22 protein-coding genes are annotated in these 21,232 nt (G+C 71.6%); 11 read left to right on the top strand and 11 right to left on the bottom strand.

Annotated features, from left to right (window positions below):
- Positions 1-5 precede the first annotated feature (5 nt).
- Positions 6-335: a DUF2530 domain-containing protein gene (locus tag SSPS47_RS14270; RefSeq protein ID WP_164251469.1), complete on the bottom strand. Its 330-nt coding sequence runs from the start codon at positions 333-335 to the stop codon at positions 6-8.
- Positions 336-531: 196 nt separating this feature from the next.
- Here SSPS47_RS14270 and SSPS47_RS14265 point away from each other — a divergent pair, with 196 nt between their 5' ends.
- The gene (locus SSPS47_RS14265; protein ID WP_164254579.1) at positions 532-1,950 is read left to right on the top strand and encodes an NCS2 family permease; all 1,419 of its coding nucleotides are present in this window, start codon (positions 532-534) and stop codon (positions 1,948-1,950) included.
- A gap of 37 nt (positions 1,951-1,987) precedes the next feature.
- Here SSPS47_RS14265 and SSPS47_RS14260 read toward each other — a convergent pair whose 3' ends face one another.
- Entirely contained in the window at positions 1,988-2,170 is a 183-nt protein-coding gene (locus SSPS47_RS14260; RefSeq protein ID WP_147876719.1) for a ribbon-helix-helix protein, CopG family, read from the bottom strand.
- A 164-nt stretch (positions 2,171-2,334) separates the two neighbouring features.
- On the opposite strand from SSPS47_RS14260, the gene SSPS47_RS14255 reads away from it, so the two are divergent.
- Both SSPS47_RS14255 and SSPS47_RS14250 read left to right on the top strand, forming a co-directional pair.
- Positions 2,335-2,772: a MarR family transcriptional regulator gene (locus SSPS47_RS14255; protein ID WP_078076637.1), complete on the top strand. Its 438-nt coding sequence runs from the start codon at positions 2,335-2,337 to the stop codon at positions 2,770-2,772.
- Between the two features lie 43 nt (positions 2,773-2,815).
- On the top strand, positions 2,816-4,168 hold the full coding sequence (locus SSPS47_RS14250) for an MFS transporter (protein WP_203557845.1): 1,353 nt from the start codon (positions 2,816-2,818) through the stop codon (positions 4,166-4,168).
- Positions 4,169-4,219: 51 nt separating this feature from the next.
- On the opposite strand, the gene SSPS47_RS14245 is transcribed toward SSPS47_RS14250, so the two are convergent.
- Entirely contained in the window at positions 4,220-4,822 is a 603-nt protein-coding gene (locus SSPS47_RS14245) for a Uma2 family endonuclease (protein ID WP_164251468.1), read from the bottom strand.
- Between the two features lie 98 nt (positions 4,823-4,920).
- Between SSPS47_RS14245 and thpR the strand changes: the two genes are divergently transcribed.
- Positions 4,921-5,505, top strand: coding sequence for an RNA 2',3'-cyclic phosphodiesterase (thpR, locus tag SSPS47_RS14240; protein WP_164251467.1), 585 nt, complete (start codon positions 4,921-4,923; stop codon positions 5,503-5,505).
- A gap of 155 nt (positions 5,506-5,660) precedes the next feature.
- On the opposite strand, the gene SSPS47_RS14235 is transcribed toward thpR, so the two are convergent.
- Both SSPS47_RS14235 and pip read right to left on the bottom strand, forming a co-directional pair.
- The gene (locus tag SSPS47_RS14235) at positions 5,661-6,644 is read right to left on the bottom strand and encodes an aldo/keto reductase (RefSeq protein ID WP_164251466.1); all 984 of its coding nucleotides are present in this window, start codon (positions 6,642-6,644) and stop codon (positions 5,661-5,663) included.
- Between the two features lie 42 nt (positions 6,645-6,686).
- Positions 6,687-7,703, bottom strand: a complete 1,017-nt coding sequence (gene pip, locus SSPS47_RS14230; protein WP_164251465.1) for a prolyl aminopeptidase — start codon at positions 7,701-7,703, stop codon at positions 6,687-6,689.
- Positions 7,704-7,785: 82 nt separating this feature from the next.
- Between pip and SSPS47_RS14225 the strand changes: the two genes are divergently transcribed.
- Positions 7,786-7,959, top strand: coding sequence for a hypothetical protein (locus SSPS47_RS14225; RefSeq protein WP_164251464.1), 174 nt, complete (start codon positions 7,786-7,788; stop codon positions 7,957-7,959).
- Positions 7,960-7,995: 36 nt separating this feature from the next.
- Here SSPS47_RS14225 and SSPS47_RS14220 read toward each other — a convergent pair whose 3' ends face one another.
- The gene (locus SSPS47_RS14220; RefSeq protein WP_164251463.1) at positions 7,996-8,685 is read right to left on the bottom strand and encodes a GDSL-type esterase/lipase family protein; all 690 of its coding nucleotides are present in this window, start codon (positions 8,683-8,685) and stop codon (positions 7,996-7,998) included.
- A 65-nt stretch (positions 8,686-8,750) separates the two neighbouring features.
- On the opposite strand from SSPS47_RS14220, the gene SSPS47_RS14215 reads away from it, so the two are divergent.
- Positions 8,751-9,800: a WD40 repeat domain-containing protein gene (locus SSPS47_RS14215; RefSeq protein ID WP_164251462.1), complete on the top strand. Its 1,050-nt coding sequence runs from the start codon at positions 8,751-8,753 to the stop codon at positions 9,798-9,800.
- A gap of 16 nt (positions 9,801-9,816) precedes the next feature.
- On the opposite strand, the gene SSPS47_RS14210 is transcribed toward SSPS47_RS14215, so the two are convergent.
- The gene (locus SSPS47_RS14210) at positions 9,817-10,587 is read right to left on the bottom strand and encodes a TetR/AcrR family transcriptional regulator (protein ID WP_164251461.1); all 771 of its coding nucleotides are present in this window, start codon (positions 10,585-10,587) and stop codon (positions 9,817-9,819) included.
- A gap of 82 nt (positions 10,588-10,669) precedes the next feature.
- Between SSPS47_RS14210 and SSPS47_RS14205 the strand changes: the two genes are divergently transcribed.
- Both SSPS47_RS14205 and SSPS47_RS14200 read left to right on the top strand, forming a co-directional pair.
- Positions 10,670-11,698: an ATP-binding cassette domain-containing protein gene (locus SSPS47_RS14205; RefSeq protein ID WP_239064909.1), complete on the top strand. Its 1,029-nt coding sequence runs from the start codon at positions 10,670-10,672 to the stop codon at positions 11,696-11,698.
- On the top strand, positions 11,695-12,552 hold the full coding sequence (locus SSPS47_RS14200) for an ABC transporter permease (RefSeq protein ID WP_164251459.1): 858 nt from the start codon (positions 11,695-11,697) through the stop codon (positions 12,550-12,552). Before SSPS47_RS14205 ends, SSPS47_RS14200 begins: the two co-directional genes overlap by 4 nt.
- A 3-nt stretch (positions 12,553-12,555) precedes the next feature.
- Here the strand turns inward: SSPS47_RS14200 and SSPS47_RS14195 are convergent, their stop codons facing one another.
- Positions 12,556-12,834, bottom strand: coding sequence for a Uma2 family endonuclease (locus SSPS47_RS14195; protein ID WP_164251458.1), 279 nt, complete (start codon positions 12,832-12,834; stop codon positions 12,556-12,558).
- A 69-nt stretch (positions 12,835-12,903) separates the two neighbouring features.
- On the bottom strand, positions 12,904-14,022 hold the full coding sequence (gene serC / locus SSPS47_RS14190) for a phosphoserine transaminase (protein ID WP_164251457.1): 1,119 nt from the start codon (positions 14,020-14,022) through the stop codon (positions 12,904-12,906).
- Between the two features lie 114 nt (positions 14,023-14,136).
- On the opposite strand from serC, the gene SSPS47_RS14185 reads away from it, so the two are divergent.
- Together SSPS47_RS14185 and SSPS47_RS14180 are read left to right on the top strand one after the other, a co-directional pair.
- Entirely contained in the window at positions 14,137-17,079 is a 2,943-nt protein-coding gene (locus SSPS47_RS14185) for an FAD-binding and (Fe-S)-binding domain-containing protein (RefSeq protein ID WP_164251456.1), read from the top strand.
- 259 nt (positions 17,080-17,338) lie between these two features.
- A complete protein-coding gene (locus SSPS47_RS14180; protein ID WP_239064908.1) occupies positions 17,339-18,472 on the top strand; it encodes a methyltransferase domain-containing protein in 1,134 nt (377 codons plus the stop codon).
- 64 nt (positions 18,473-18,536) lie between these two features.
- Here SSPS47_RS14180 and SSPS47_RS14175 read toward each other — a convergent pair whose 3' ends face one another.
- Both SSPS47_RS14175 and SSPS47_RS14170 read right to left on the bottom strand, forming a co-directional pair.
- Entirely contained in the window at positions 18,537-19,070 is a 534-nt protein-coding gene (locus SSPS47_RS14175) for a TetR/AcrR family transcriptional regulator (RefSeq protein ID WP_164254577.1), read from the bottom strand.
- A gap of 22 nt (positions 19,071-19,092) precedes the next feature.
- A complete protein-coding gene (locus SSPS47_RS14170) occupies positions 19,093-19,929 on the bottom strand; it encodes an alpha/beta hydrolase (protein ID WP_164251454.1) in 837 nt (278 codons plus the stop codon).
- A 271-nt stretch (positions 19,930-20,200) separates the two neighbouring features.
- Here SSPS47_RS14170 and SSPS47_RS14165 point away from each other — a divergent pair, with 271 nt between their 5' ends.
- Positions 20,201-21,181, top strand: a complete 981-nt coding sequence (locus tag SSPS47_RS14165) for an EamA family transporter (RefSeq protein WP_239065262.1) — start codon at positions 20,201-20,203, stop codon at positions 21,179-21,181.
- The last annotated feature ends 51 nt before the right edge of the window (positions 21,182-21,232 follow it).

Here is a 21,232-nt window from a genome sequence, read left to right as displayed (position 1 = left end):
GGGCATTACGGCGCGGGGTCCCCGGCGGAGCCGCCGCCGGTGTCCGACCCCGGTCCGTCGCCCCGCGCGGTGCCGGACTTTGTGTCCGTCTCCCGGGCCGTGCGCCTGATGGCGGCGTCGCGCCTGAGGACGTACCAGATGCCGATCAGCCCCAGCCCGGCGCCGGCCAGACAGGTCCATACCCACCAGAGGTGCCCGTGGTCGTCGAACCAGCCGTAGAACGGGATCTGCACGAGGAAGAGGACGAACCAGATGAGGGTGCCGCCGACGATGGTCGGGACGACCGGTCCCTCCAGGGGCTCGGGTGCCTCATGCGTCGGGGTCCATTTGGCCATGGCGTCAGTGTATGCGGCGGCCCCGGCCCGCTCGGGCGCGGTCCCGCACGGCTCTACGCGCGGAGATAGCGATCACCGGTCCATCTGTTCATACTGAAACGGTTTTGCGGGATGGCCCGTTCCGCATGGCCGGTTCCATTCGCTCGAACAGCCGATGAACATGACAGCCGATGACCACGACGACCGAGGGTTGCGCATGCCCGTCCAGGACAAGGCCACCGCCCCGGTCGCCATGGACCGCTTCTTCAGGATCTCGGAGCGCGGTTCCACCGTCGCCCGCGAGGTCCGCGGCGGCTTCGCCACCTTCTTCGCGATGGCCTACATCATCGTGCTGAACCCGATCATCCTCGGCAGCGCGAAGGACATGTACGGCAACCAGCTCGACGGCGGGCAGCTGGTCACCGCCACCGTGCTGACCGCGGCCTTCGCCACCCTCCTGATGGGCGTCATCGGCAATGTGCCGATCGCGCTCGCCGCCGGGCTCGGGGTGAACACGGTCGTGGCGCTCCAGCTGGCCCCGAGGATGAGCTGGCCCGACGCGATGGGCATGGTCGTCCTGGCCGGTTTCCTGGTGATGCTGCTGGTCGCGACCGGGCTGCGGGAACGGGTGATGAACGCCGTACCGGCCAGTCTCCGCAAGGGCATCGCGATCGGTATCGGCCTCTTCATCATGCTGATCGGTCTGGTCGACTCCGGCTTCGTCTCCCGTATCCCGGACGCCGCCAGGACCACCGTGCCGCTCCAGCTCGGCTCCGACGGCCACCTCAACGGCTGGCCCGTGCTGGTCTTCGCGCTCGGCGCGCTGCTCACGCTCGCGCTGATCATCCGCAAGGTGCCCGGCGCGATCCTGATCTCGATCGTCACGATGACGGTGGTCGCGCTCGTCGTCGAGGCGGTCGCCGAGGTGCCGAGCTGGGGCCTGACGACGCCGAAGTGGCCGGGCAACCCCGTGGACATGCCGGACTTCGGGCTGATCGGCGAGCTCAGTCTCTTCGGCGGCTTCGGGAAGGTCGGCGTCCTCACCGGCCTCCTCTTCGTCTTCACCGTGCTGCTGGCCACGTTCTTCGACGCGATGGGCACGATCCTCGGCGTCGGCGACGAGGCGAAGCTGATGGACGAGAAGGGCCGGCTGCCCGGCATCAACCGGGTGCTGTTCGTGGACGGCATCGCCGTCGCGTCCGGCGGCGCCACCTCGTCCTCCGCCACCACCTGCTTCGTGGAGTCCACGGCGGGTGTCGGCGAGGGGGCCAGGACCGGACTGGCGTCCGTCGTGACGGGTGCGCTCTTCTCGCTGTCGCTGTTCCTCACACCGATCGCGACGATGGTCCCGTCCCAGGCGGCGACGCCCGCACTGGTGGCGGTCGGCTTCCTGATCCTCGCCGGATCGGTCAAGGACATCGACTGGAGCGACTTCACCGTCGCCGTGCCCGCGTTCCTGGCGATGGTGACCATGCCGTTCACGTACTCGATCACCAACGGCATCGGCATCGGCTTCATCACCTTCAGCCTGCTGCGGCTGGCGGCGGGCCGGGGCCGCGAGGTGCCGGTGGCGATGTACGTCGTGTCGGCCGTGTTCGTCTTCTACTACGCGATGCCGGCGCTGGGCCTCACATAAGAGGGCCGGCTCGCCCCGCGGGCGTTTTGTCCCGGCGTCACGCCGCGCCGTAGAACCTCTCCGTCTCGTCGACGGCCGCCCTGAAGCGTTCGTCGAAATCGTCGCGCATGAGCGTCCCGACCACGTAGTCCTGGACGCTCATTCCGCGTCTGGCGGCGTGTTGCCGAAGCCGGTCGAGCAGCTCACCGTCTATCCGCAGGCTGAGCACCGTCGATCCCATGCCGACCAGGGTCGCGGGCACGTGCGGGCCGTTGGGTCACTTTCCGCGCCTGTCTCACTCGTACGAGTGAGCTGCGGGCGCTCGATGTGTGGGATCTGTGAGCCCTGGCGCGGAGGGCCGTTTTCCGTTTTCTTTAGCCAAGGTAATGAGTTAGGCTAAACAACATGCCTGATCTATCCCACGGCGACGACGCGGCCGCCGTGAACGCACTCCGCTCGGCCGTCATGCGGCTGGGCCGGCGCCTCAAACACCAGCGCGTCGACGAGTCGCTGAGCCCGACCGAGATGTCGGTGCTCGGCACCCTCGCCCGCTGCGGCTCGGCGACACCCGGTGAGCTGGCCCGCAAGGAGCACGTACAGCCGCCGTCGATGACCCGGATCGTCGCCCTGCTCGAAGCCAAGGGACTGGTCCGGCTGGAGCCGCACCCCGACGACCGCCGCCAGAAGGTGGTCACGTCGACCGAGCGGGCCGAAGCCATGCTCGAAGAGAGCCGCCGCAAGCGCAACGCCTGGCTGACCGCCGTGGCCGAGGGCCTGGACGAGGACGAATGGTCCAAGCTCCGCGCCGCCGCGCCGGTGCTGGAGAAGCTCGCGCACCTGTAGGCCCGTAGAAGCACACTGTCCACGCCGAGGAGGCGAACCAACTTTGAGTACGGGATCCGGAGCAGACTCCGCCCCCGCACCGACCACCCCCGACCCCGTCGAACAGACCGAACAGCCCCGCACGAGCATGTTCAGCTCGCTGAGGATCCGTAACTACCGGCTCTTCGCCACCGGACAGGTCGTGTCGAACACCGGCACCTGGATGCAGCGCATCGCCCAGGACTGGCTGGTGCTCACCCTCACCGGATCCTCCACGGCCGTCGGTATCACCACGGCCCTCCAATTCCTGCCGATGCTGCTCTTCGGCCTGTACGGCGGCGTCATAGCCGACCGGTGCAACAAGCGCACCCTGCTGCTCGGCACCCAGGCCGCGATGGGAGTCACCGGACTCGCGCTCGCCGCGCTCACCCTCAGCGGTCAGGTCCAGGTCTGGCACGTGTACGCCACGGCCTTCGTACTCGGTCTGGTCACGGTGGTCGACAACCCGGCACGGCAGTCGTTCGTGCACGAGATGGTCGGGCCGGACCAGCTCCGTAACGCCGTCAGCCTGAACTCGGCCAACTTCCAGTCCGCCCGGCTCGTGGGCCCGGCCGTCGCCGGTGTGCTGATCACCGCCGTCGGCAGCGGTTACGCCTTCCTCCTCAACGGACTGTCGTTCATCGCCCCGCTCACCGCCCTGCTGCTGATGCGCAACTCCGAACTGCTGAAGGTCGAACGCACCCCACGCGGCAAGGGCCAGCTGCGGGAGGGGCTGCGTTACGTGGCGGGCAGGCCCGAGCTGATCTGGCCGATCGTGCTCGTCGGGTTCATCGGCACCTTCGGCTTCAACTTCCCGATCTGGCTGTCGGCCTTCGCGGACGACGTCTACCACGCCGGCGCCGGTACGTACGGCCTGCTCAACACCCTGATGGCGATCGGCTCCCTGATCGGCGCCCTGCTCGCGGCCCGCCGGGGCACCTCCCGGATGCGGCTGCTGGTCGCGGCGGCGGTCCTCTTCGGTGTGCTGGAGATCGTGACCGCGTTCGCGCCGACGTTCTGGCTCTTCGCTGCGCTGCTCGTGCCGGTCGGCATGTGCGGCCTGACGGTCAATGTCACCGCCAACTCCAGCATCCAGATGACCACGGACCCGGCCATGCGCGGCCGGGTGATGGCCCTGTTCATGATGGTCTTCACGGGCGGTACGCCACTGGGCGCCCCGATCGTCGGCTGGGTCACCGACACCTACGGCCCCAGGGTCGGTTTCGCCTCCGGCGGCGCGGTCGCCGCGCTGGCGGCGGTGGGCGTGGGAGTGATGCTCGCCCGGGTCGGCGGCCTCCGCGTCAGGATCGACCTGCGCCGTGGCCACCGCCATGTGACGTTCGTCCAGCGGGAACAGCCACTGACGACGGCGGCGTGAGTGCTGTCGCCCGCTCGCCCGGGGGGCTCGGGGGAGCGGGCGCGGCCGAGGTCAGCCGCGCGGGAACTCGTCGGTCTTGAGGGTGAGACCGACCACGGTGTCCTTGAGCTTGATCTCCTCACCGAAGTCGACGGTCCGGTCGACGGCGTACTCGTCCTTCTTCGGTTCGGTGAAGACGCGGCAGCGGCCGACGTACGGATCGACGACGAGGTAGACGGGCACGCCGGCGGTCGCGTAGGCGGCCTTCTTCGGGCCGTAGTCGTTGAGCGCGGTCGACTTGGAGATCACCTCGGCCACCAACTCGATGTCCTCGCAGTCCCAGAGACCCTTGGCGTTCTTCACCGCTTCGCCGGACAGTGCGACGACATCGCAGGCGAAGCCGTTCAGGTGCCCGGGAAAGTCGAAGCGGACATCGGACTTGACCCGGCTGCGCGCGTAGCGGGAAGCCCGTAGCTGCTCGACGAGATCCAGGATGATCTCCCAATGGGTGTCCCGTTGCGGCGCCATGAAGACGTTCCCCCCGACGATCTCGGCCTTGTATCCCTCGGGGACGGGCAACTGCTCAAGCCACTCGAACATCCTGTCCAGAGTCAGCTTGTCCTTGTCGTCGCTCTCGTCGGCCATGGCGATCCTGTCGGTCTCTACGACGGTCATCGTGGCGCTCCTCCCCGCCGCCGTACGCGATTCGGCAGCCGCGCGGTACAACGATAACCACGGTGACTCGGTCACGCCGGGCTGCCAGACTGGCCGGCATGCGTCTCTTCGCCGCCGTGCTGCCGCCCGCCCACGCCGTCGACGAACTCGCCGAGGCCGTCGACCTGCGGGTGCGGGGGCTTCCCGGGGCCGATGGGATGCGGTGGACCGGGCGGGCGGGGTGGCACTTCACGCTCGCCTTCATGGGGGAGGTCGACGAGGCGCTCGTGCCCGAGCTGACCGAGCGGCTGGAGCGTGCGGCGCACCGGACGCGAGCCTTCCCGCTGCGGCTGCGCGGCGGCGGACACTTCGGCGGGCGCGCGCTGTGGGCCGGCGCCGCCGGGGGCATCGCCGAGCTGCGGCGGCTCGCCGAACGCGCCGACGCCGCCGCGCGCCGGACGGGGCTGGCGATGGAGGAGCACCGGACCTACCGGCCGCATCTCACGCTGGCCCGTACCCGGACCGAGACCGACCTGCGCCCGTACGCTGCCGCGCTCGACGGCTTCGAGGGCACGCCGTGGGAGGTCGGGGAGCTGGCGCTCGTACGGAGCCGGCTGCCCGTGGCCGGAGTGCCGGGGGAGCAGCCGCGGTACGAGACGCTGGTGCGCTGCCCCACCGCGAGTCCCGCCGACGGCGGCCGTTAACCTCGACGCGTGGACCCCAAAACCCGGAACCGGATCATGGCCGCCGCGCTGGTGCTGATGTTCGTGATCGTCGCCGTGGCGGGAGCGGTCGGCTAGCGACCGTCCCGCGACCGTCAGGGGGCGCGGCCCGGAGGCCGCGCCCTCCCGTAGCGGCACTACCAGGCGAAAGCCTCGGGAGAGGGCCCCGGACCGGGGAAGATCTCCTCCAGCGACGCCAGCACCTCTTCCGGCAGCTCCAGCTCGACCCCGCGCAGCGCGGACTCCAGCTGTCCGGCCGTACGCGGGCCGACGATCGGGCCCGTCACGCCCGGACGCGTCAGCAGCCAGGCCAGAGCGGCCTCGCCCGGTTCGAGGTCATGCTTGGCGAGCAGGTCCTCGTACGCCTGGATCTGCTCACGGATCTTGCTGTCCCTGAGCCGGTCGCCCGACCGCTTGCCGGGGGCGCCCTCGCGCTCCTTGCGGACCGCGCCGCCGAGGAGACCGCCCTGGAGGGGCGACCAGGGGATGACCCCGAGGCCGTACTCCCGCGCGGCCGGGATGACCTCCATCTCGGCACGGCGCTCGGCGAGGTTGTACAGGCACTGCTCGCTGACCAGGCCGTACGAGCCCAGGCGGTGGGCCGTCTCGTTGGTCTGGGCGATCTTCCAGCCGGGGAAGTTGGAGGAACCGGCGTAGAGGATCTTGCCCTGCTGGATCAGGGTGTCGATCGCCTGCCAGATCTCCTCGACCGGGGTGTCACGGTCGATGTGGTGGAACTGGTAGAGATCGATGTGGTCGGTCTGGAGCCGCTTGAGGCTGGCGTCGACCGCGCGGCGGATGTTGAGGGCGGACAGCTTGTCGTGGTTGGGCCACGCGTCGCCCTCGGCCGCCATGTTGCCGTACACCTTGGTGGCGAGCACGACCTTGTCGCGACGGCCGCCGCCCTGCGCGAACCAGGTGCCGAGGATCTCCTCGGTGCGGCCCTTGTTCTCGCCCCAGCCGTAGACGTTGGCCGTGTCGAAGAAGTTGATGCCGGCGCCGAGCGCGTCATCCATGATGGCGTGGCTGTCGGCCTCGTTGGTGTGAGGACCGAAATTCATGGTGCCGAGGACGAGTCGGCTGACTTTGAGTCCGGTGCGTCCGAGCTGCGTGTACTTCATGACTCAACAGCCAACGCCTTCGAGCGCGCTCGAAGCAAGGCCTCAACAGGTGCCCCGCGAACCACCGTCCGGCGCCGCGAACGCGTCGAGCGCGGCCAGTTGCTCGCGGCGCATCGTCGCGCCGCCCTTGTGGCCCGCGTCCTCCACGACGACCAGACGGGCGTCGGGCCAGGCGGCGGCCAGGTCCCACGCGGTGCCGAGCGGGCCGGACAGGTCGTGTCTGCCGTGGATCAGCACCCCCGGAATCCCCGCCAGCCGTCCCGCGTCGCGCAGCAGCGCGCCCTCCTCCAGCCAGGCGCCGTGGGAGAAGTAGTGCGCACAGATCCGTACGAGGGCCTGGCGTGCGGCGGGGGGCCGGCCGCTGTACGGGTCGGCGGAGCCGTGCGGTTCCCCCGAGAGCACCGCGTCCTCCCAGGCGCACCAGTCGGCGGTGGCCCTGGCCCGTACGGCGGGGTCGGGGCTCTCGGTGAGACGCGCGTACGCCGCGAGCAGACCGGGAGTGTCCTGGTGGCCGCCCGGCCGCGCGTCATCGGCCGGGGCACCGGCCCGGAAGCGTGCCCACGCTTCGGGGAAGATCTGGCCGGCGCCCCGGTAGAGCCAGTCGATCTCGGAGCGGCGGGTGGTGGTGACACTCGGGATGACGATCTCCGAGACACGGTCCGGGTGCCGCTCGGCGTACGCGAGGATCAGCGTCGAGCCCCAGGAGCCGCCGTACAGCAGCCACTTGCCGATCCCGAGGTGCGCGCGCAACCGCTCCATGTCGGCGAGGAGATGACCGGTGGTGTTGTGCCGCATGTCGGCGGCGGGGTCGCTCGCGTGCGGGGTGCTGCGTCCGCAGTTGCGCTGGTCGAAGAGGACGAGGCGGTAGCGGTCGGGGTCGAAGTACCGCCGTGCGCGCGGGCCGCACCCGGAGCCGGGGCCGCCGTGCACGACGAGCGCGGGCTTGCCGCCGGGGTTGCCGCAGACCTCCCAGTGGACGAGATTGCCGTCGCCGACATCGAGCATGCCCCGGTCGTAGGGCTCGATCGGCGGATACAGCTCACCGGGCTCGCGGTCCACGAGGGGTCTCCTTCACGGGGTGGGGTACGGGGGGTTTGCGTAGGGTTGAGGGCGACGGCGAGCGGTGGGGAGGTGCGTGGCGATGTCTTTCGGCAACGGTGGCGGTGACGGTGACCGTGACGCCGGTGACGAGGTCGTGCAGGGCGGTGAACCGCCCTGCATGCTGGAGCTGGTCTGCGAGGAGTGCGGTCGTCTGGACGACGGCCCGCGGCCGGTGAACTGCGGCGGGTGCGGGACCCCGCTCGGGCGCGGGTGACGCGTCGTACGGGAGTTGGTGCCCGTGTACGCCAACTCATCGCCGTGCGAACGGATACGGCGCGCCCAGCCCCCACGCCTGGTGCATCGCGTCGGCGAACGCCCCCGCGAGCAGATGCTCACCCGAAGGGCCGGGGTGGGTCCCGTCATAGGTGTCGCGGTGGATGTCGTACGACGCGGGGCGCGAGGCCGGCAGCAGAGGGGAGGCCGCGTTGTCCAGATCGGCGACGGCCTTGGCCAGCAGGACATTGAAGCGGTCGACCTCGGTGGCGAACTCCGGGTCGGTGTCGGCGCGCGTGTTGGGTATGACCGGCAACAGCACGATCCGCACGCGCGGATTCGCCGCCCGTGCCTCGGCGATGAACTCCCTCGCGTACAGCGCGGTTCGGTCGCTGTCCGTGTAGAAGCCGAGGTCTATCAGGCCGAGCGAGACGAGCAGGATGTCCGCGCGGTGCGCGGCGACGGCGTCACGGACCACCGGCGCCATGTGCTGCCAGCCCTCGCCCCAGCCCGCGAGGTGCGGCCAGGCCTTCGCGGGGAAGCCGGGGTCGCCGTACGCGTGCGAGACCGGGGCGTCGGCGTGGGCGTCGTACAGCCCGGTGCGCGGGCCGACGATCGCGAACGGGCCGCCGTACGCCGCGTTCAGGTGCCGCCACATCCGGTAGCGCCAGGTGAAGTCGCCGGCGCGGCCGATGGTCATCGAGTCGCCGACGAACATGAAACGCATCGGATCATCATCCCCGATGGCCGGTGGACGACCGTCCCCGGCCTGCGAGGTGGCAGTCTTGGCCCATGGTCAAGGTCAAGGACGTGCGTCCGTCTCCGCCCCCCGTTCCGCGCGCGGGCCGTGTCCGGTCCGTCCTCGCGGCGGCGGTGCTCGTCCTGGCGGGCGCGGCGGGCGCGCTCTGCGGCCCGGCGGCCGTAGCCGCACCGGCCGCGCCCGCCGCCGACCCCGACCGGAGCTTCCGGATCACGGACCCGCGCATCACCGAGTCCAGCGGTCTCGCCGCCAGCCGCGCGCACCCGGGCGTGTACTGGACGCACAACGACCAGGACAAGCCCCTCGTCTACGGCATCGACTCGCGGACCGGCGAGACCGTCGCGACGATCACCATGCGCGGGGTCGGCGAGCCCCGTGACATGGAGGCGATCTCCGTCGGCGCCGACGGAGACATCTACGTCGGTGACATCGGCGACAACCTCAACGGCAGCTGGGACCACGTCTGGATCTACCGCTTCCCCGAGCCGAAGACGCTCGCGGACGCGACGGTCGACGCCACGCAGTACACCGTGAGGTACGCGGACGGCCCGCGCGACGCCGAGGCGCTGATGGTCCATCCCGCCACCGGCCGCCTCTACATCGCCTCGAAGAACGAGGACGGTGGCGGCCTCTACGAAGGCCCGGCCGAGCTCACCGCGAACGGCACGAACACCTTCACCCGCATCGGCGAGGTGCCGTGGGTGACCGACGGCGCGTTCTCGCCGGACGGCAGGGAACTGCTGCTGCGCTCGTACTTCAGCGCCCGCGGTTACGTGTGGAAGAACGGCCGCCCGGGCGCCGACCACCGCGTCCGGGCCCCGATCCAGGGGCAGGCCGAGTCGGTGACGTACACCCTGGACGGGTCGGCCCTGATGTTCGGCACGGAGGGGACGCGCAGCCAGGTCGAGCGCGTCGACATCGACAAGGAGGGCGGTTCGTCCGGAGGCGCGGGAAGCACGGGCGACGGCGCGGCGGGGGACGGCGTCGGGGGCGAGAGCGGGAACATCACCATCGGCGCGGTGGTGCTCGTGGGAGCCGCCGTGCTGTTCTTCGGGTTCAGGCGCCGGAAGCAGAGCGGCTGAGGAAGCGGATACCGGCTCAGCCGCCGCCGGTGCGCCGCGCGACCAGCACCTCCAGGCCGTCGAGCAGCCGCTGGAGCCCGAACTCGAAGTGGTCGAAGTCGGGGCCGAACGCGTCTTCCGAGAGCGTGGCCATCACCGGGTAGCGCCCGCTGTTCATCACCGCCGACAGGATCGGCGCCTGCGCCTTCCAGAACTCGTCGTCGCTGATGCCGCTCGCCTGCTGGACCTCGACGGCCTGCACCTGGGTGCGGGCGACGCCTGAGACGTAACCGCTGACCATGATGATCACGGAGATCAGCTCGGGGTCGGTCAGGCCCATGTCCTTTATGCCGGTGAGCATCGTCTCCATGCCGCCGACGGCGCCGGGGCCGAGGACGGGCCTGGTCTGGTTGACGGAGACCAGCCAGGGGTGGGCCTGGTAGAGGGCGAGTTCGCCGCGGGCCGCCGTCTCGACGGTCTTCCGCCAGCCGGGGGCGGCCGAGGGATCCGGTTCGGCGGTGGGCGTACCGGACTCGCTCTGTACGCGGTCCAGCATCAGGTCCACCAGCTCGGCCCGGCCGGGGACATGGCGGTAGAGCGACATCGTTCCCGCGCCCAGCTCCGTGGAGAGTCTGCGCATCGAGACCGCGGAGAGCCCCTCGGCGTCCGCGAGTTCGACGGCGGCCGTGACGATCCGGTCGAGCGTGAGCCCCGGTTTGGGTCCCCGGGTCGCCCGCTCGCCGGTGCCCCAGAGGAGTTCCATGCTGCGGGACACGTCGCCGCTGCCGCTGCTTTCCGTCGTCGCCATGGCCCCAGCCTAAACGGCTGGACATCAACTGGGTACCATGTACGCTTCTTGGGTACACCGTACTCAGTTCCCTGGAGGGGCAGTGAACGACCACGCCGTGACCGACGACAACGCGACCGAATACGCCGTGCACGCCGAAGCGATCCGCAAGCGTTACGGGGACACCTACGCCCTCGACGGCTTCGACCTCGCCGTACGCACCGGAACCGTGCACGGCCTCCTCGGCCCGAACGGCGCGGGCAAGACCACCGCCGTACGCGCGCTCGCCACCCTGCTGAGGCTCGACGGTGGGCGCGCGACGGTCGCCGGGGCCGATGTGCGCACCGCACCGCGCACCGTCCGCGCCCGGATCGGGCTCACCGGGCAGTACGCGGCGGTCGACGAGATCCTCACCGGCCGGCAGAACCTGGAGATGTTCGGCCGCCTCTTCCACCTCGGCGGACGGCGGGCCGCGCTGCGCGCCGGGGAACTGCTGGAGCGATTCGACCTGGTGGACGCGGCGGACAAGGGCGTGCGCGAGTACAGCGGCGGTATGCGGCGCCGGCTCGACCTCGCCGCGTCGATGATCCTCGCGCCCCGGGTCCTCTTCCTCGACGAGCCGACGACCGGACTCGACCCGCGCGGGCGCGGCGAGGTCTGGGACGCCGTGCGGGCGCTGGTGGCGGGCGGTACGACCGTGCTGCTCACGACGCAGTATCTGGACGAGGCCGACAAGCTCGCCTCGCACATCACGGTCATCGACCGGGGGCGGGCGATCGCCGACGACACACCGGACGGGCTGAAGAACACCGTGGGCGGTGACCTGATCGAGGTCGTCGTCCACGACGAGCGCGAACTCCCGGCGGCGGCCGAGGTGGTGGCACGCGTCGCGGGATCGGTGCCGGCGACGGACACCGAGGCACGCCGGGTGCACACGCCCGTCACCGACCGGGTGGCCGCGCTGACGGACGTCGCGCGGGAGCTGCGGGACCGGGGGATCGCGGCGGAGGACATCGGCCTGCGCCGTCCGAGCCTGGACGACGTGTTCCTGCGGCTGACGGGCCACCGTTCGGAAGAGGCGCCGACCGACGCGACGACGACGAAGAGGACGAAGACCGAGGTGGCGGCATGAGCACCAACACGGATCCGAGGACGGATCAGAACGCGGGGGTGAGCCTGGTGGTGGACGACACGCACGGCCGCGCCTACTGGGCGGTGGCCGACTGCTGGAACCTCGTACGCCGCAGCCTGACCCACTATCAGCGCCAGCCCTCCTACATCCTCTGGATGCTGGGCTTCCCGCTCGTCTCCGTGCTGCTCTACGGCTATGTCTTCGGTAGCGCGATGAAGGTGCCGGGCGGGGGTGACTACCGGGAGTTCCTGATGCCGGGCATGTTCACCATGACGATGGCCTTCGGCTTCATGAACACGGCGACCGCTTTCGTCACCGACTCCAGCAAGGGAGTGCACGACCGCTTCCGGTCGATGCCGATGGCACCGTCGGCGGTGGTCACGGGACGCGGCGTCGGGGACATGCTCACCGCGTGCGCGGAACTGGCGATCCTCGCGCTCACAGCCCTGGCGATCGGCTGGCGCGCGGACGGCGGCCTGCTCGCCTTCCTGGCGGCCTTCGGCCTGCTCATGCTGCTGCGCTTCTCGCTGATCTGGGTCGGAGTCTGGCTCGGCCTGGTCGTCCCGGGCCCCGAACAGGCCGGAAGTCTCTTCGCCGTCGCCTTCCCGGTGACGATGATCTCCAGCGTCTTCGTCGCCCCGTCCCTGATGCCGGACTGGCTGGGCGTGGTCGCCGCGTGGAACCCGGTGTCGGCGACGGTGACGGCGACCCGGGAACTGTTCGGCAACCCGGTGGCGAGCGGCGGCACCTGGCCGGAGGAACACGCACTGCTGCTGTCGGTGGCCTGGCCGGTGGCGATCACGCTGCTGTTCGTCCCACTGGCGGTGCGGAGGTTCCAGCGGCTGAGCCGGTGACCGTCAGGTCGCGTTCCTGGGCTCCCCGGTCTTGAGCACGGCCGAGACGTCGGGCTTCACCTCGGCGCCGATCGACTCGGGGAGGACGATCTGCTCGCCGGGCGCGTGGATGCGGTGGCTTGCGTAGTCGCCGGCGACGGGGTCGGTGAGCACGTGCGGTCGGGTGTGTCTGCGGTCGACGATCACGTAGACGGGGATCTTGGCCTCGGCGTAAGCGGTGACCTTGTTGTCGAGACCATCATCGTAAGCCGGGACAGCCCGATTCGTCGTGAACGTGATCATGCACGCGCAAGAGTGACGGCCCCGCCCCCAACGAAAGGGGACGGGGCCGGTCGACGGCGCGGGGTGGGGTCAGAGCTTGTCGATCACGTAGTCGACGCACGCCGTCAGTGCCTCGATGTCCGCCGGGTCGATCGCCGGGAACATCGCCACCCGCAGCTGGTTGCGGCCCAGCTTGCGGTACGGCTCCGTGTCCACGATGCCGTTGGCGCGCAGGACCTTGGCGATGGCAGCGGCGTCGATCTCGTCCGAGAAGTCGATCGTGCCGATGACCTGCGAGCGGTGCGCCGGGTCGAGCACGAACGGCGTCGCGTACTTGGACGACTCCGCCCAGCCGTACAGCGTGCGCGCGGACGTGGCCGTGCGGGCGGTCGACCAGTCGAGACCGCCCTGGGTGTTCAGCCAGGTCAGCTGCTCGTTCAGCAGGAAGAGCGTCGAGAGCGCGGGGGTGTTGTACGTCTGGTTCTTCAGCGAGTTGTCGATCGCCGTCGGCAGCGAGAAGAACTCCGGGACGTGCCTGCCCGAGCCGTGGACACGCGCGGCGCGCTCCAGCGCGGCCGGCGAGAAGACGCCGATCCACAGGCCGCCGTCGGAGGCGAAGGACTTCTGCGGGGCGAAGTAGTAGACGTCGGTCTCGGCGATGTCGACCGGCAGACCGCCGGCGCCGGACGTCGCGTCGACCAGCACGAGCGCGCCCTCGTCGGCGCCCGCGACACGCCTGACGGGCGCGGCGACACCGGTGGAGGTCTCGTTGTGCGTGAGCGCGTACACGTCCACGCCCGACTCGGCCTCCGGGTCCGGGCGGGTGCCCGGCGAGGAGGAGATGACGGTCGGCTCGGCCAGCCAGGGGGCGAGCTTCGACGCCTTCGCGAACTTCGACGAGAACTCGCCGAACGTCAGGTGCTGCGACTTGTTCTCGATCAAACCGTGCGTCGCGATGTCCCAGAAGGCGGTGGAACCGCCGTTGCCCAGGATCACCTCGTAGCCCTCGGGGAGCTGGAAGAGCTCGCGCACACCGTCACGCACCGCGCCGACCAGGTTCTTCACCGGGGCCTGGCGGTGGGACGTGCCGAGGAGAGAGGTGCCGGTGGCGGCCAGGGCGTCGACCGCCTCCGTACGTACCTTGGAGGGGCCCGCGCCGAAACGACCGTCGGCGGGCTTGATGTCAGCGGGAATCTGAATATCGGCCACGGACGGCAGCCTAGACGTTTTCCGACGGCTGTCAGGGCGGCGGTCACGTCGTGAGACGTGGCCGACACGTCGTCGACATGTGGTGCGATGCGCCCGGCGGGGCATCCTGGGGGAATGGCTGAGCACAGGCAGCGGAACCGGAACCGGGAAACGACGGCGCGTACGGCACCCGCGAAGGCGCAGGCATCGGCGGCCACCACCGCGCTGGCCAGAGACCTCGCCGGAGCCGTCCGCGGGGAAGTGGACTTCGGCGCCGCCGCCCGCGCACTGGTCACCATGGACGCGTCCAACTACCGACGGGTCCCGGTGGGCGTCGTCTCACCCCGCGACACGGCGGACGTCGCGGCGGCCCTCGACATCTGCCGTACGCACGGCGTCCCCGTCGTGCCGCGCGGCGGCGGCACCTCGATCGCCGGGAACGCCACGGGCATCGGCGTCGTCCTCGATCTCACCCGGCATCTTCGCTCGATCGTGTCGGTCGACACCGGGGCCCGTACCGCCGTCGTGCAGCCCGGAGTGGTCCTCGACCGGCTCCGCGACACCGTGGCACCGCACGGTCTGACCTTCGGGCCCGACCCCTCCACGCACAGCCGCTGCACCCTCGGCGGCATGATCGGCAACAACTCGTGCGGATCGCACTCGGTCGCGTGGGGGACGACCGCCGACAACGTCCACGAGCTGTCGGTCACGACGTACGGCGGCGCCTCCCTGCGGCTCGGCAAGGGCTGGGACGGCGCCCCCACCGGGCTGCGCCCCCTCGTCGAGAGCAACCTCGCCCTGCTGCGCACCGGCTACCCCACCGGCCTCCCGCGCAGAATCTCCGGCTACGCGATGGACGCGCTGCTCCCGGAGAACGGCACCGACCTCGCCCGCGCGTTCTGCGGCAGCGAGGGCACGCTGGGCGTCGTGACGGAGGCCGTCGTACGGCTGGTGGACTCGCCGCCCGCGCGGGTGCTCGCGGTCCTCGGCTACCCCGACGAGAGCGCGGCGGCCGAAGCGGCCGCGGGGCTGCTGCCGTACCACCCGCTCACCGTCGAGGGCATGGCCGACGACCTCGTCCCCGGCCCGCACGACCTGCCGCGCGGCGGCGCCTGGCTCTTCGTGGAGACCGGCGGCGCCACCGTCGCCGAGGCCCGCGCGCACGCCGAGCGGATCATGCGCGCCGCCGACGCCCTGGACGGCACGGTCGTGGACGACCCGGCCGGGATCCGGACCCTGTGGCGGGTACGGGAGGACGCGTCGGGCACCGCCACCCGCAGCGCCGACGGGGGAGAGGCGTGGCCGGGCTGGGAGGACTGCGCCGTACCGCCCGCCCGGCTCGGCGCGTACCTGCGGGACTTCCGCTCGCTGCTCGCCCAGCACGGGCTGCGCGGCACGCCCTACGGGCACTTCGGCGACGGCTGCATCCATGTCCGCATCGACTTCGACCTGTTGAGCACCGACGGTGTGCGCCGCTTCCGGCGCTTCTCCGAGGACGTCGCCGGGCTGGTCGTCGCGCACGGCGGCTCGCTCTCCGGGGAACACGGCGACGGGCTGGCGCGTTCGGAGCTGCTGCCGAAGATGTACGGGGACGAACTGACCGGTCTCTTCGGGAAGTTCAAGGACGTGTGGGATCCGGCGGGCGGCCTGAACCCCGGTTCGATCGCCCGGCCCGCCCGGCTCGACGAGAACCTGCGCTTCGAGGTCCTGCCGCGCAGCCGCGTCGACGTCGCCTTCGCCTATCCGCACGACGGCGAGGCGGACGGTGTCGTGGGCGGAGACTTCTCGGCGGCCGTACGGCGCTGTGTCGGCGTCGCCAAATGCCGGGTGGAGGGGCCGAGTTCGGGCGCCGGGGTGATGTGCCCCTCGTTCCGCGCGACCGGCGACGAACAGCACTCCACACGTGGGCGCGCCCGGCTGCTGCACGAGATGCTCGCCGGTGAGATCGTCACCGACGGCTGGCGCTCGGCCGAGGTCAAGGACGCGCTCGATCTCTGTCTGTCCTGCAAGGGCTGTCGCAGCGACTGTCCGGTGGGCGTCGACATGGCCACGTACAAGGCCGAGTTCCTGCACCACCACTACGAGGGCAGGCGGCGGCCCGCCGCGCACTACGCGATGGGCCGGCTGCCGCGCTGGCTCCGGGCTGCCGCGCCGTTCGCGGGTCTGCTGAACGCGGGGGTACGGGTGCCGGGCGTGGCCGCGCTGGCCAAGCGCGCGGGCGGGATCGCCCCCGAGCGCTCGATCCCGCGCCTGGCGCCGCTCACGTTCACCCGGTGGCTGCGGCGGCAGCGGCGCGAGATGGCCGGGGACCCGGCGGTGGTGCTGTGGCCGGACACCTTCACCGAGCACCTGTCGCCGTCGGTGGGACAGGCGGCCGTACGGGTCCTGGACGCGGCCGGCGTCACGCACACGCTGCCGCCCGGCAAGGTGTGCTGCGGCCTCACGTACGTCTCCACCGGGCAGCTCGACCAGGCGCGCGCCGTCATGCGCCGCACCCTGGACCGGATGGAACCGCTGCTCGACCGGGCGCTGCCGGTGGTTGTTCTGGAACCGAGCTGCGCCGCCGCGCTGAAGACGGATCTGCCGGAGCTGCTGGCGGACGACCCGCGCGCCGCCCGGCTCGCCGCGTCCGTGAGGACTTTCGCCCAGACGCTGGAGGAGTCCGCGCCCAACTGGCGCCCGCCACGCGTCGACCGCCCGGTCGCGGGCCAGACCCACTGCCACCAGCACTCGGTCCTCGGTGACGCGGCGGAACGGCGCCTGCGCGAACGGGCGGGTCTCACCGGCGAGTTGAGCGGCGGCTGCTGCGGCCTCGCGGGCAACTTCGGTTTCGAGAAGGGCCATTACGACGTCTCGGTGGCGTGCGCGGAGGACCAGCTGCTGCCGGCGGTCCGGGCGGCGGACGAGGGAACGGAACTCCTCGCGGACGGCTACTCGTGCCGTACGCAGCTGGACCAGCTGTCCGACGGGGGAGCGAGGCACCTGGCGGAGGTCCTCGCCGAGGCGCTGGGGGAGGCGGCGGGCGACGAAGGGCCGGGGGACGGCACGGGTGGTGACGGGCCGGGCACCGGCCGCTGACGGATGCGCTCCCGAGTGCGCCGGGTCTGCGCGGTCAGTGCCACGGGAGTCGGTCGCCGATCTCCTCGGATCGCTTGCTCCACCGATCGAACATGTAGCACTCTGTAGTTGATCGACTACCTTCAGGAAGGGGATGTGTCATGGGGGATCACCGCAAGCCCGAGCCGGACCTTTCGCAGGGCAAGCCGCCGCCGGGCAACGGCGACAGCGAGGTGCCCAAACCGCCGCCTCCCTCCGGCAACCGCCGGAAGTAGGCGCCGTGTTCGAGGAGCGGCGGATCGCGCTGGCCGAGGCGATGGCGGAGCGGGGCGGCTGGCCCGCGGACTCGCCGTGGGTGCGGGCGGCCGTCGACGCCGTTCCCCGGCACTCGTTCGCACCCGACACGCTGTGGCGCTGGGACGGCGACGCCTACGTCGCGGTGAGCCGCGCGACGGAGCCGGAGCGGTGGGCCGCCGAGGTCTACGGCGGCCCGGGTGATCCCGCCGTCACCCAGGTGGGAGACGGACGGGCCACATCCAGCCTGTCCTGTCAGTCCGTGGTGGTGGACATGCTCGATGCCCTGATGGCGGAGCCCGGCCACCGGGTCCTGGAGCTCGGTACCGGCACCGGCTGGAACGCGGCGCTGCTCGCCCGTCGCGCCGGGCCGGGGCGGGTGACCAGCGTGGAGGCCGAACCCGGTCTCGCGGCGACGGCGCGCACCCGCCTGGAGGCCGCGGGGGCGGAGGTCACCGTGGTCACCGGGGACGGGCGGCTCGGTCACGCGCCGGATGGCCCGTACGACCGGGTCGAGTCGACGTACGCGGTGGAGACCGTCCCGTGGGAGTGGGTGGCCCAGACCCGGCCAGGCGGACGGATCGTCACCCCGTGGGGCCGCATGGGGCATGTCGCCCTCACCGTCGCGGCCGACGGGCTCTCCGCCACCGGCTGGGTCCAGGGGCTCGCCCTGTTCATGCCCGCCCGCGGCGCTCCGGCCCGCGCCGGCTGGCAGGAGGTGCGCGGTCACGACCCGGCCGAGGTCGAGGGCGCCCACACCCTCGATCTGACGCGACTGTCCGATCCGCACCTGTTGTTCGCGCTGCGGGTGCTCCTGCCGGACGTGGAGATCGTCCTCGGGGACCGGGACGGACCGGTGGCCTGGGCCCACGACGGCCGTTCCTCCTGGGCGACCCTGACCGCTTCCGTGTCCGGACCGGGCGCCGCCTTCCAGGGAGGGCCACGACGCCTTCTTGAGGAGATCGGGACGGCCGTCGCCCGCTGGGAGCACCACGACCGGCCGGACCTCTACGACTTCGGCATGACGCGCACCCCGGACAGCCAGTACGTATGGAGCCACGACCGCGACACCGGGCCCCGGTGGTCGACGGTCACAGGGCTCGCCCAGCCGGTCGGCTGAGGGGCGATCCGCACGTCGGCGGTGTCGGTGTCGGTGCCGTCGGTGGTCGGTGGCGTCCGCGGGCTCAAATGGCGCGCAGCCCGCGGTCGGTGAAGGCGATCAGCCACTCGAAGCTCTCGTCCACGTCCGCGCTCCACTGGAAGCCGTTGGCCGACTGGAGCGTGGCGAAGCCGTGGCAGAAGCTGCGGAGCATGCGCAGGGCGTGGTCCACGTCGGCCTCGTCGATCTCGTAGCCGCGCAGGACCGCCGTGAAGGCGTCGAGCAGCCGGCGGCCCGCGGTGGCCAGCGGATCGTCCGGGCCGGACGGTTCGACGCCGATCGTCGCGGCGTACCGGCCGGGGTGTTCCAGGACGAAGGCGCGGAAGGAGCGCGCCGCCGCCGCCAGGGCGTCGCGGCCCGCGTATCCCTGGACCGCGCCGCCGACGGCGTCCGCGGCCTCGCTCAGCGCCAGGGCCGCGATGCGCCGTGTGAGGTCCTCCTGGCCGCCCACGTGCTTGTAGAGGGACGGGGTGCGTACGCCCACCCGCTCGGCGAGCAGGCCCATCGTCAGCCCGGAGAGGCCCACCTCGTCGGCGAGGGCGGCGCCGGCCGCGACCACGGCCGCCGGGTCCAGTCCGGCCCTAGGCACGGGCGGCGTCCGAGCGGACGAAGGCGAGCACGAGCGAGACCACCCGGTCGGGGAACTGGTCGTGCGGGTAGTGCCCGGCGCCCTCGATCATCTCCAGGCGGCCGAGACCGGACGGCAGGGCCTCGACGATCGCCGAACCCTCGGCGTGCGGGTCGGCCCAGTCGGGGTCGAGCGTGCCCATGACGACCAGGACGGGGCGGCGTACGTTGGCCAGTTGCGCACCGGCGTCGGCCGGGGCCCCGCGGCCCATGCCCTGCAGGGCCTTCATCCGGCCCGGCTCGCGCAGCAGGGAGTCGACGCGGTCGAGCCGCTCCGCCCAGTCGGCCGGTCTCGCACCGGGGTAGGCCGTGCCGAGGTAGGAGCGCCAGAGCGGCACGCTGCCGAACGTCGCCGCGCCGAGCAGCCGCAGCATGCCCTGCCGGAAGCGCTTCACCCGCAGGTCCCCGAGGCGGATCGACTGCTTACGGGTGAACGGTGCCAGCTGGACGACCGCGGTGACCAGCGAGGGCTCCCGCGCCGCGGCGATGGTGGCGGCGCCGCCGGAGATCGAGTGGCCGACGAGCACGGCCGGGCCGCCCAGGTGCCGGATCACCGCGAGCAGGTCGCCCGCGATGGCGGTGCGGCTCCAGTCGGGCCAGTCGGTGGTGGACTCGCCGCAGCCGCGCAGATCGACCGCGGCGACCCGGTAGCCGGCGGCCACCAGTTGGGGAACCACGGCCCGGTACGCGGCGCGGCTGTCACCCATGCCGTGTGCGAGAACGATCAGCGGCCCGGACCCCGCCACCTCGTAAGCGATCGTGCCGCCGTCGACGGCGAGGTGTTGGGTCATGACGTCCTCCGGATAGTTGGCTAATGTTGTTAGCTAAAAGCTAGTCTCATTAGCCAATCGTGTCAACGGTGGAATCTCCGTCGCGGAGAGCCGATGGTCGCGGGCGCGGTGGCCTGGGGTCGGGGGGTCGACCGTCGTGTTTCGCAGTGCAGTATGTTGCATGCAGTAGTTCATTGAATTGACCTGATGGGTCTGGCTGAATTGGAGGAGGATCCCGGTGGAGGAGTCGCGTACCGCGGCCGCAGGCGCCGTCGTGGCGGTCCCCGAGGCCGTGGGGGTGGCCGCCGGGGCGCCGGCGGAGAAGGGGCGGCGCACGCTCGGGCCCGTCGCGCTCGTCGTCGGGGGCATGCTCTCCGTGCAGTTCGGCGCCGCCATCGCCGTACTGCTGATGCCGCGGGCCGGCGCGGTCGGCGTGGTGGCGCTGCGGCTCCTGCTCGCGGCGGTCGTCCTGCTCGTGGTCTGCCGGCCCAGGGTCCGCGGTCACTCGCGCGCCGACTGGGGCACGGTGCTCGTCTTCGGCGCCGTGCTGGCCGCCATGAACCTCCTCTTCTACCAGGCCGCCGACCGCATCCCGCTGGGCGCCGCCGTGACCCTGGAGGTCCTCGGGCCGCTCACCCTCTCCGTCATCGCCTCCCGCAGGCTCTCGAACCTCCTGTGGGCGGGCCTCGCGCTCGGCGGTGTGGTGCTGCTCAGCGGCGGCGGGTTCGACCGGCTCGACCCGGTGGGCGCGGCGTTCGCGCTGGCGGCGGGGGTGATGTGGGCGGCGTACATCGTCTTCAGCGCCCGGACCGGGCAGCGCTTCCCGCAGGCCGACGGACTCGCGCTGGCCATGGCCTTCGGCGCCGTGCTCACCCTGCCGCTCGGCATCATGGACGCCGGTTCGAAGCTGCTGGTGCCGTCCACGATCGGGCTCGGGCTCGCGGTGGCGCTGATGTCGTCCGTCCTGCCGTACACCCTGGAACTGCTCGCGCTGCGGCGGCTGCCCGCGTCGACGTTCGCGATCCTGATGAGCGGGGAACCGGCTCTCGCGGCGATGGCCGGCTTCCTCGTGCTGCACCAGGGCCTCTCCCTCACCGACGCGCTGGCGATCGCGCTGGTCATCATGGCGAGCGTGGGAGCGGTCCAGGCGCAGGCGGGCAGGCGCAGGACGCGGCGCGAGGAGTCGGCCGCCGGGAAGGCCGTGGCGGAGGGAGCCGCACCGGAGCCCGCACCGGAGGCCCTGCGGACGGGCCGGGAAAGCGCCGGCCAGTAAAGCAAGCACGCTTGCTTGTTTCTCCGGGCGCTGCCATGCTCCGGGGCACGC

This window comes from Streptomyces sp. S4.7 (genome assembly GCF_010384365.1).
Lineage (GTDB): Bacteria > Actinomycetota > Actinomycetes > Streptomycetales > Streptomycetaceae > Streptomyces.
Note: the sequence above shows the minus strand (reverse complement) of the source record. Positions and strands in the feature narration are given on the sequence as shown.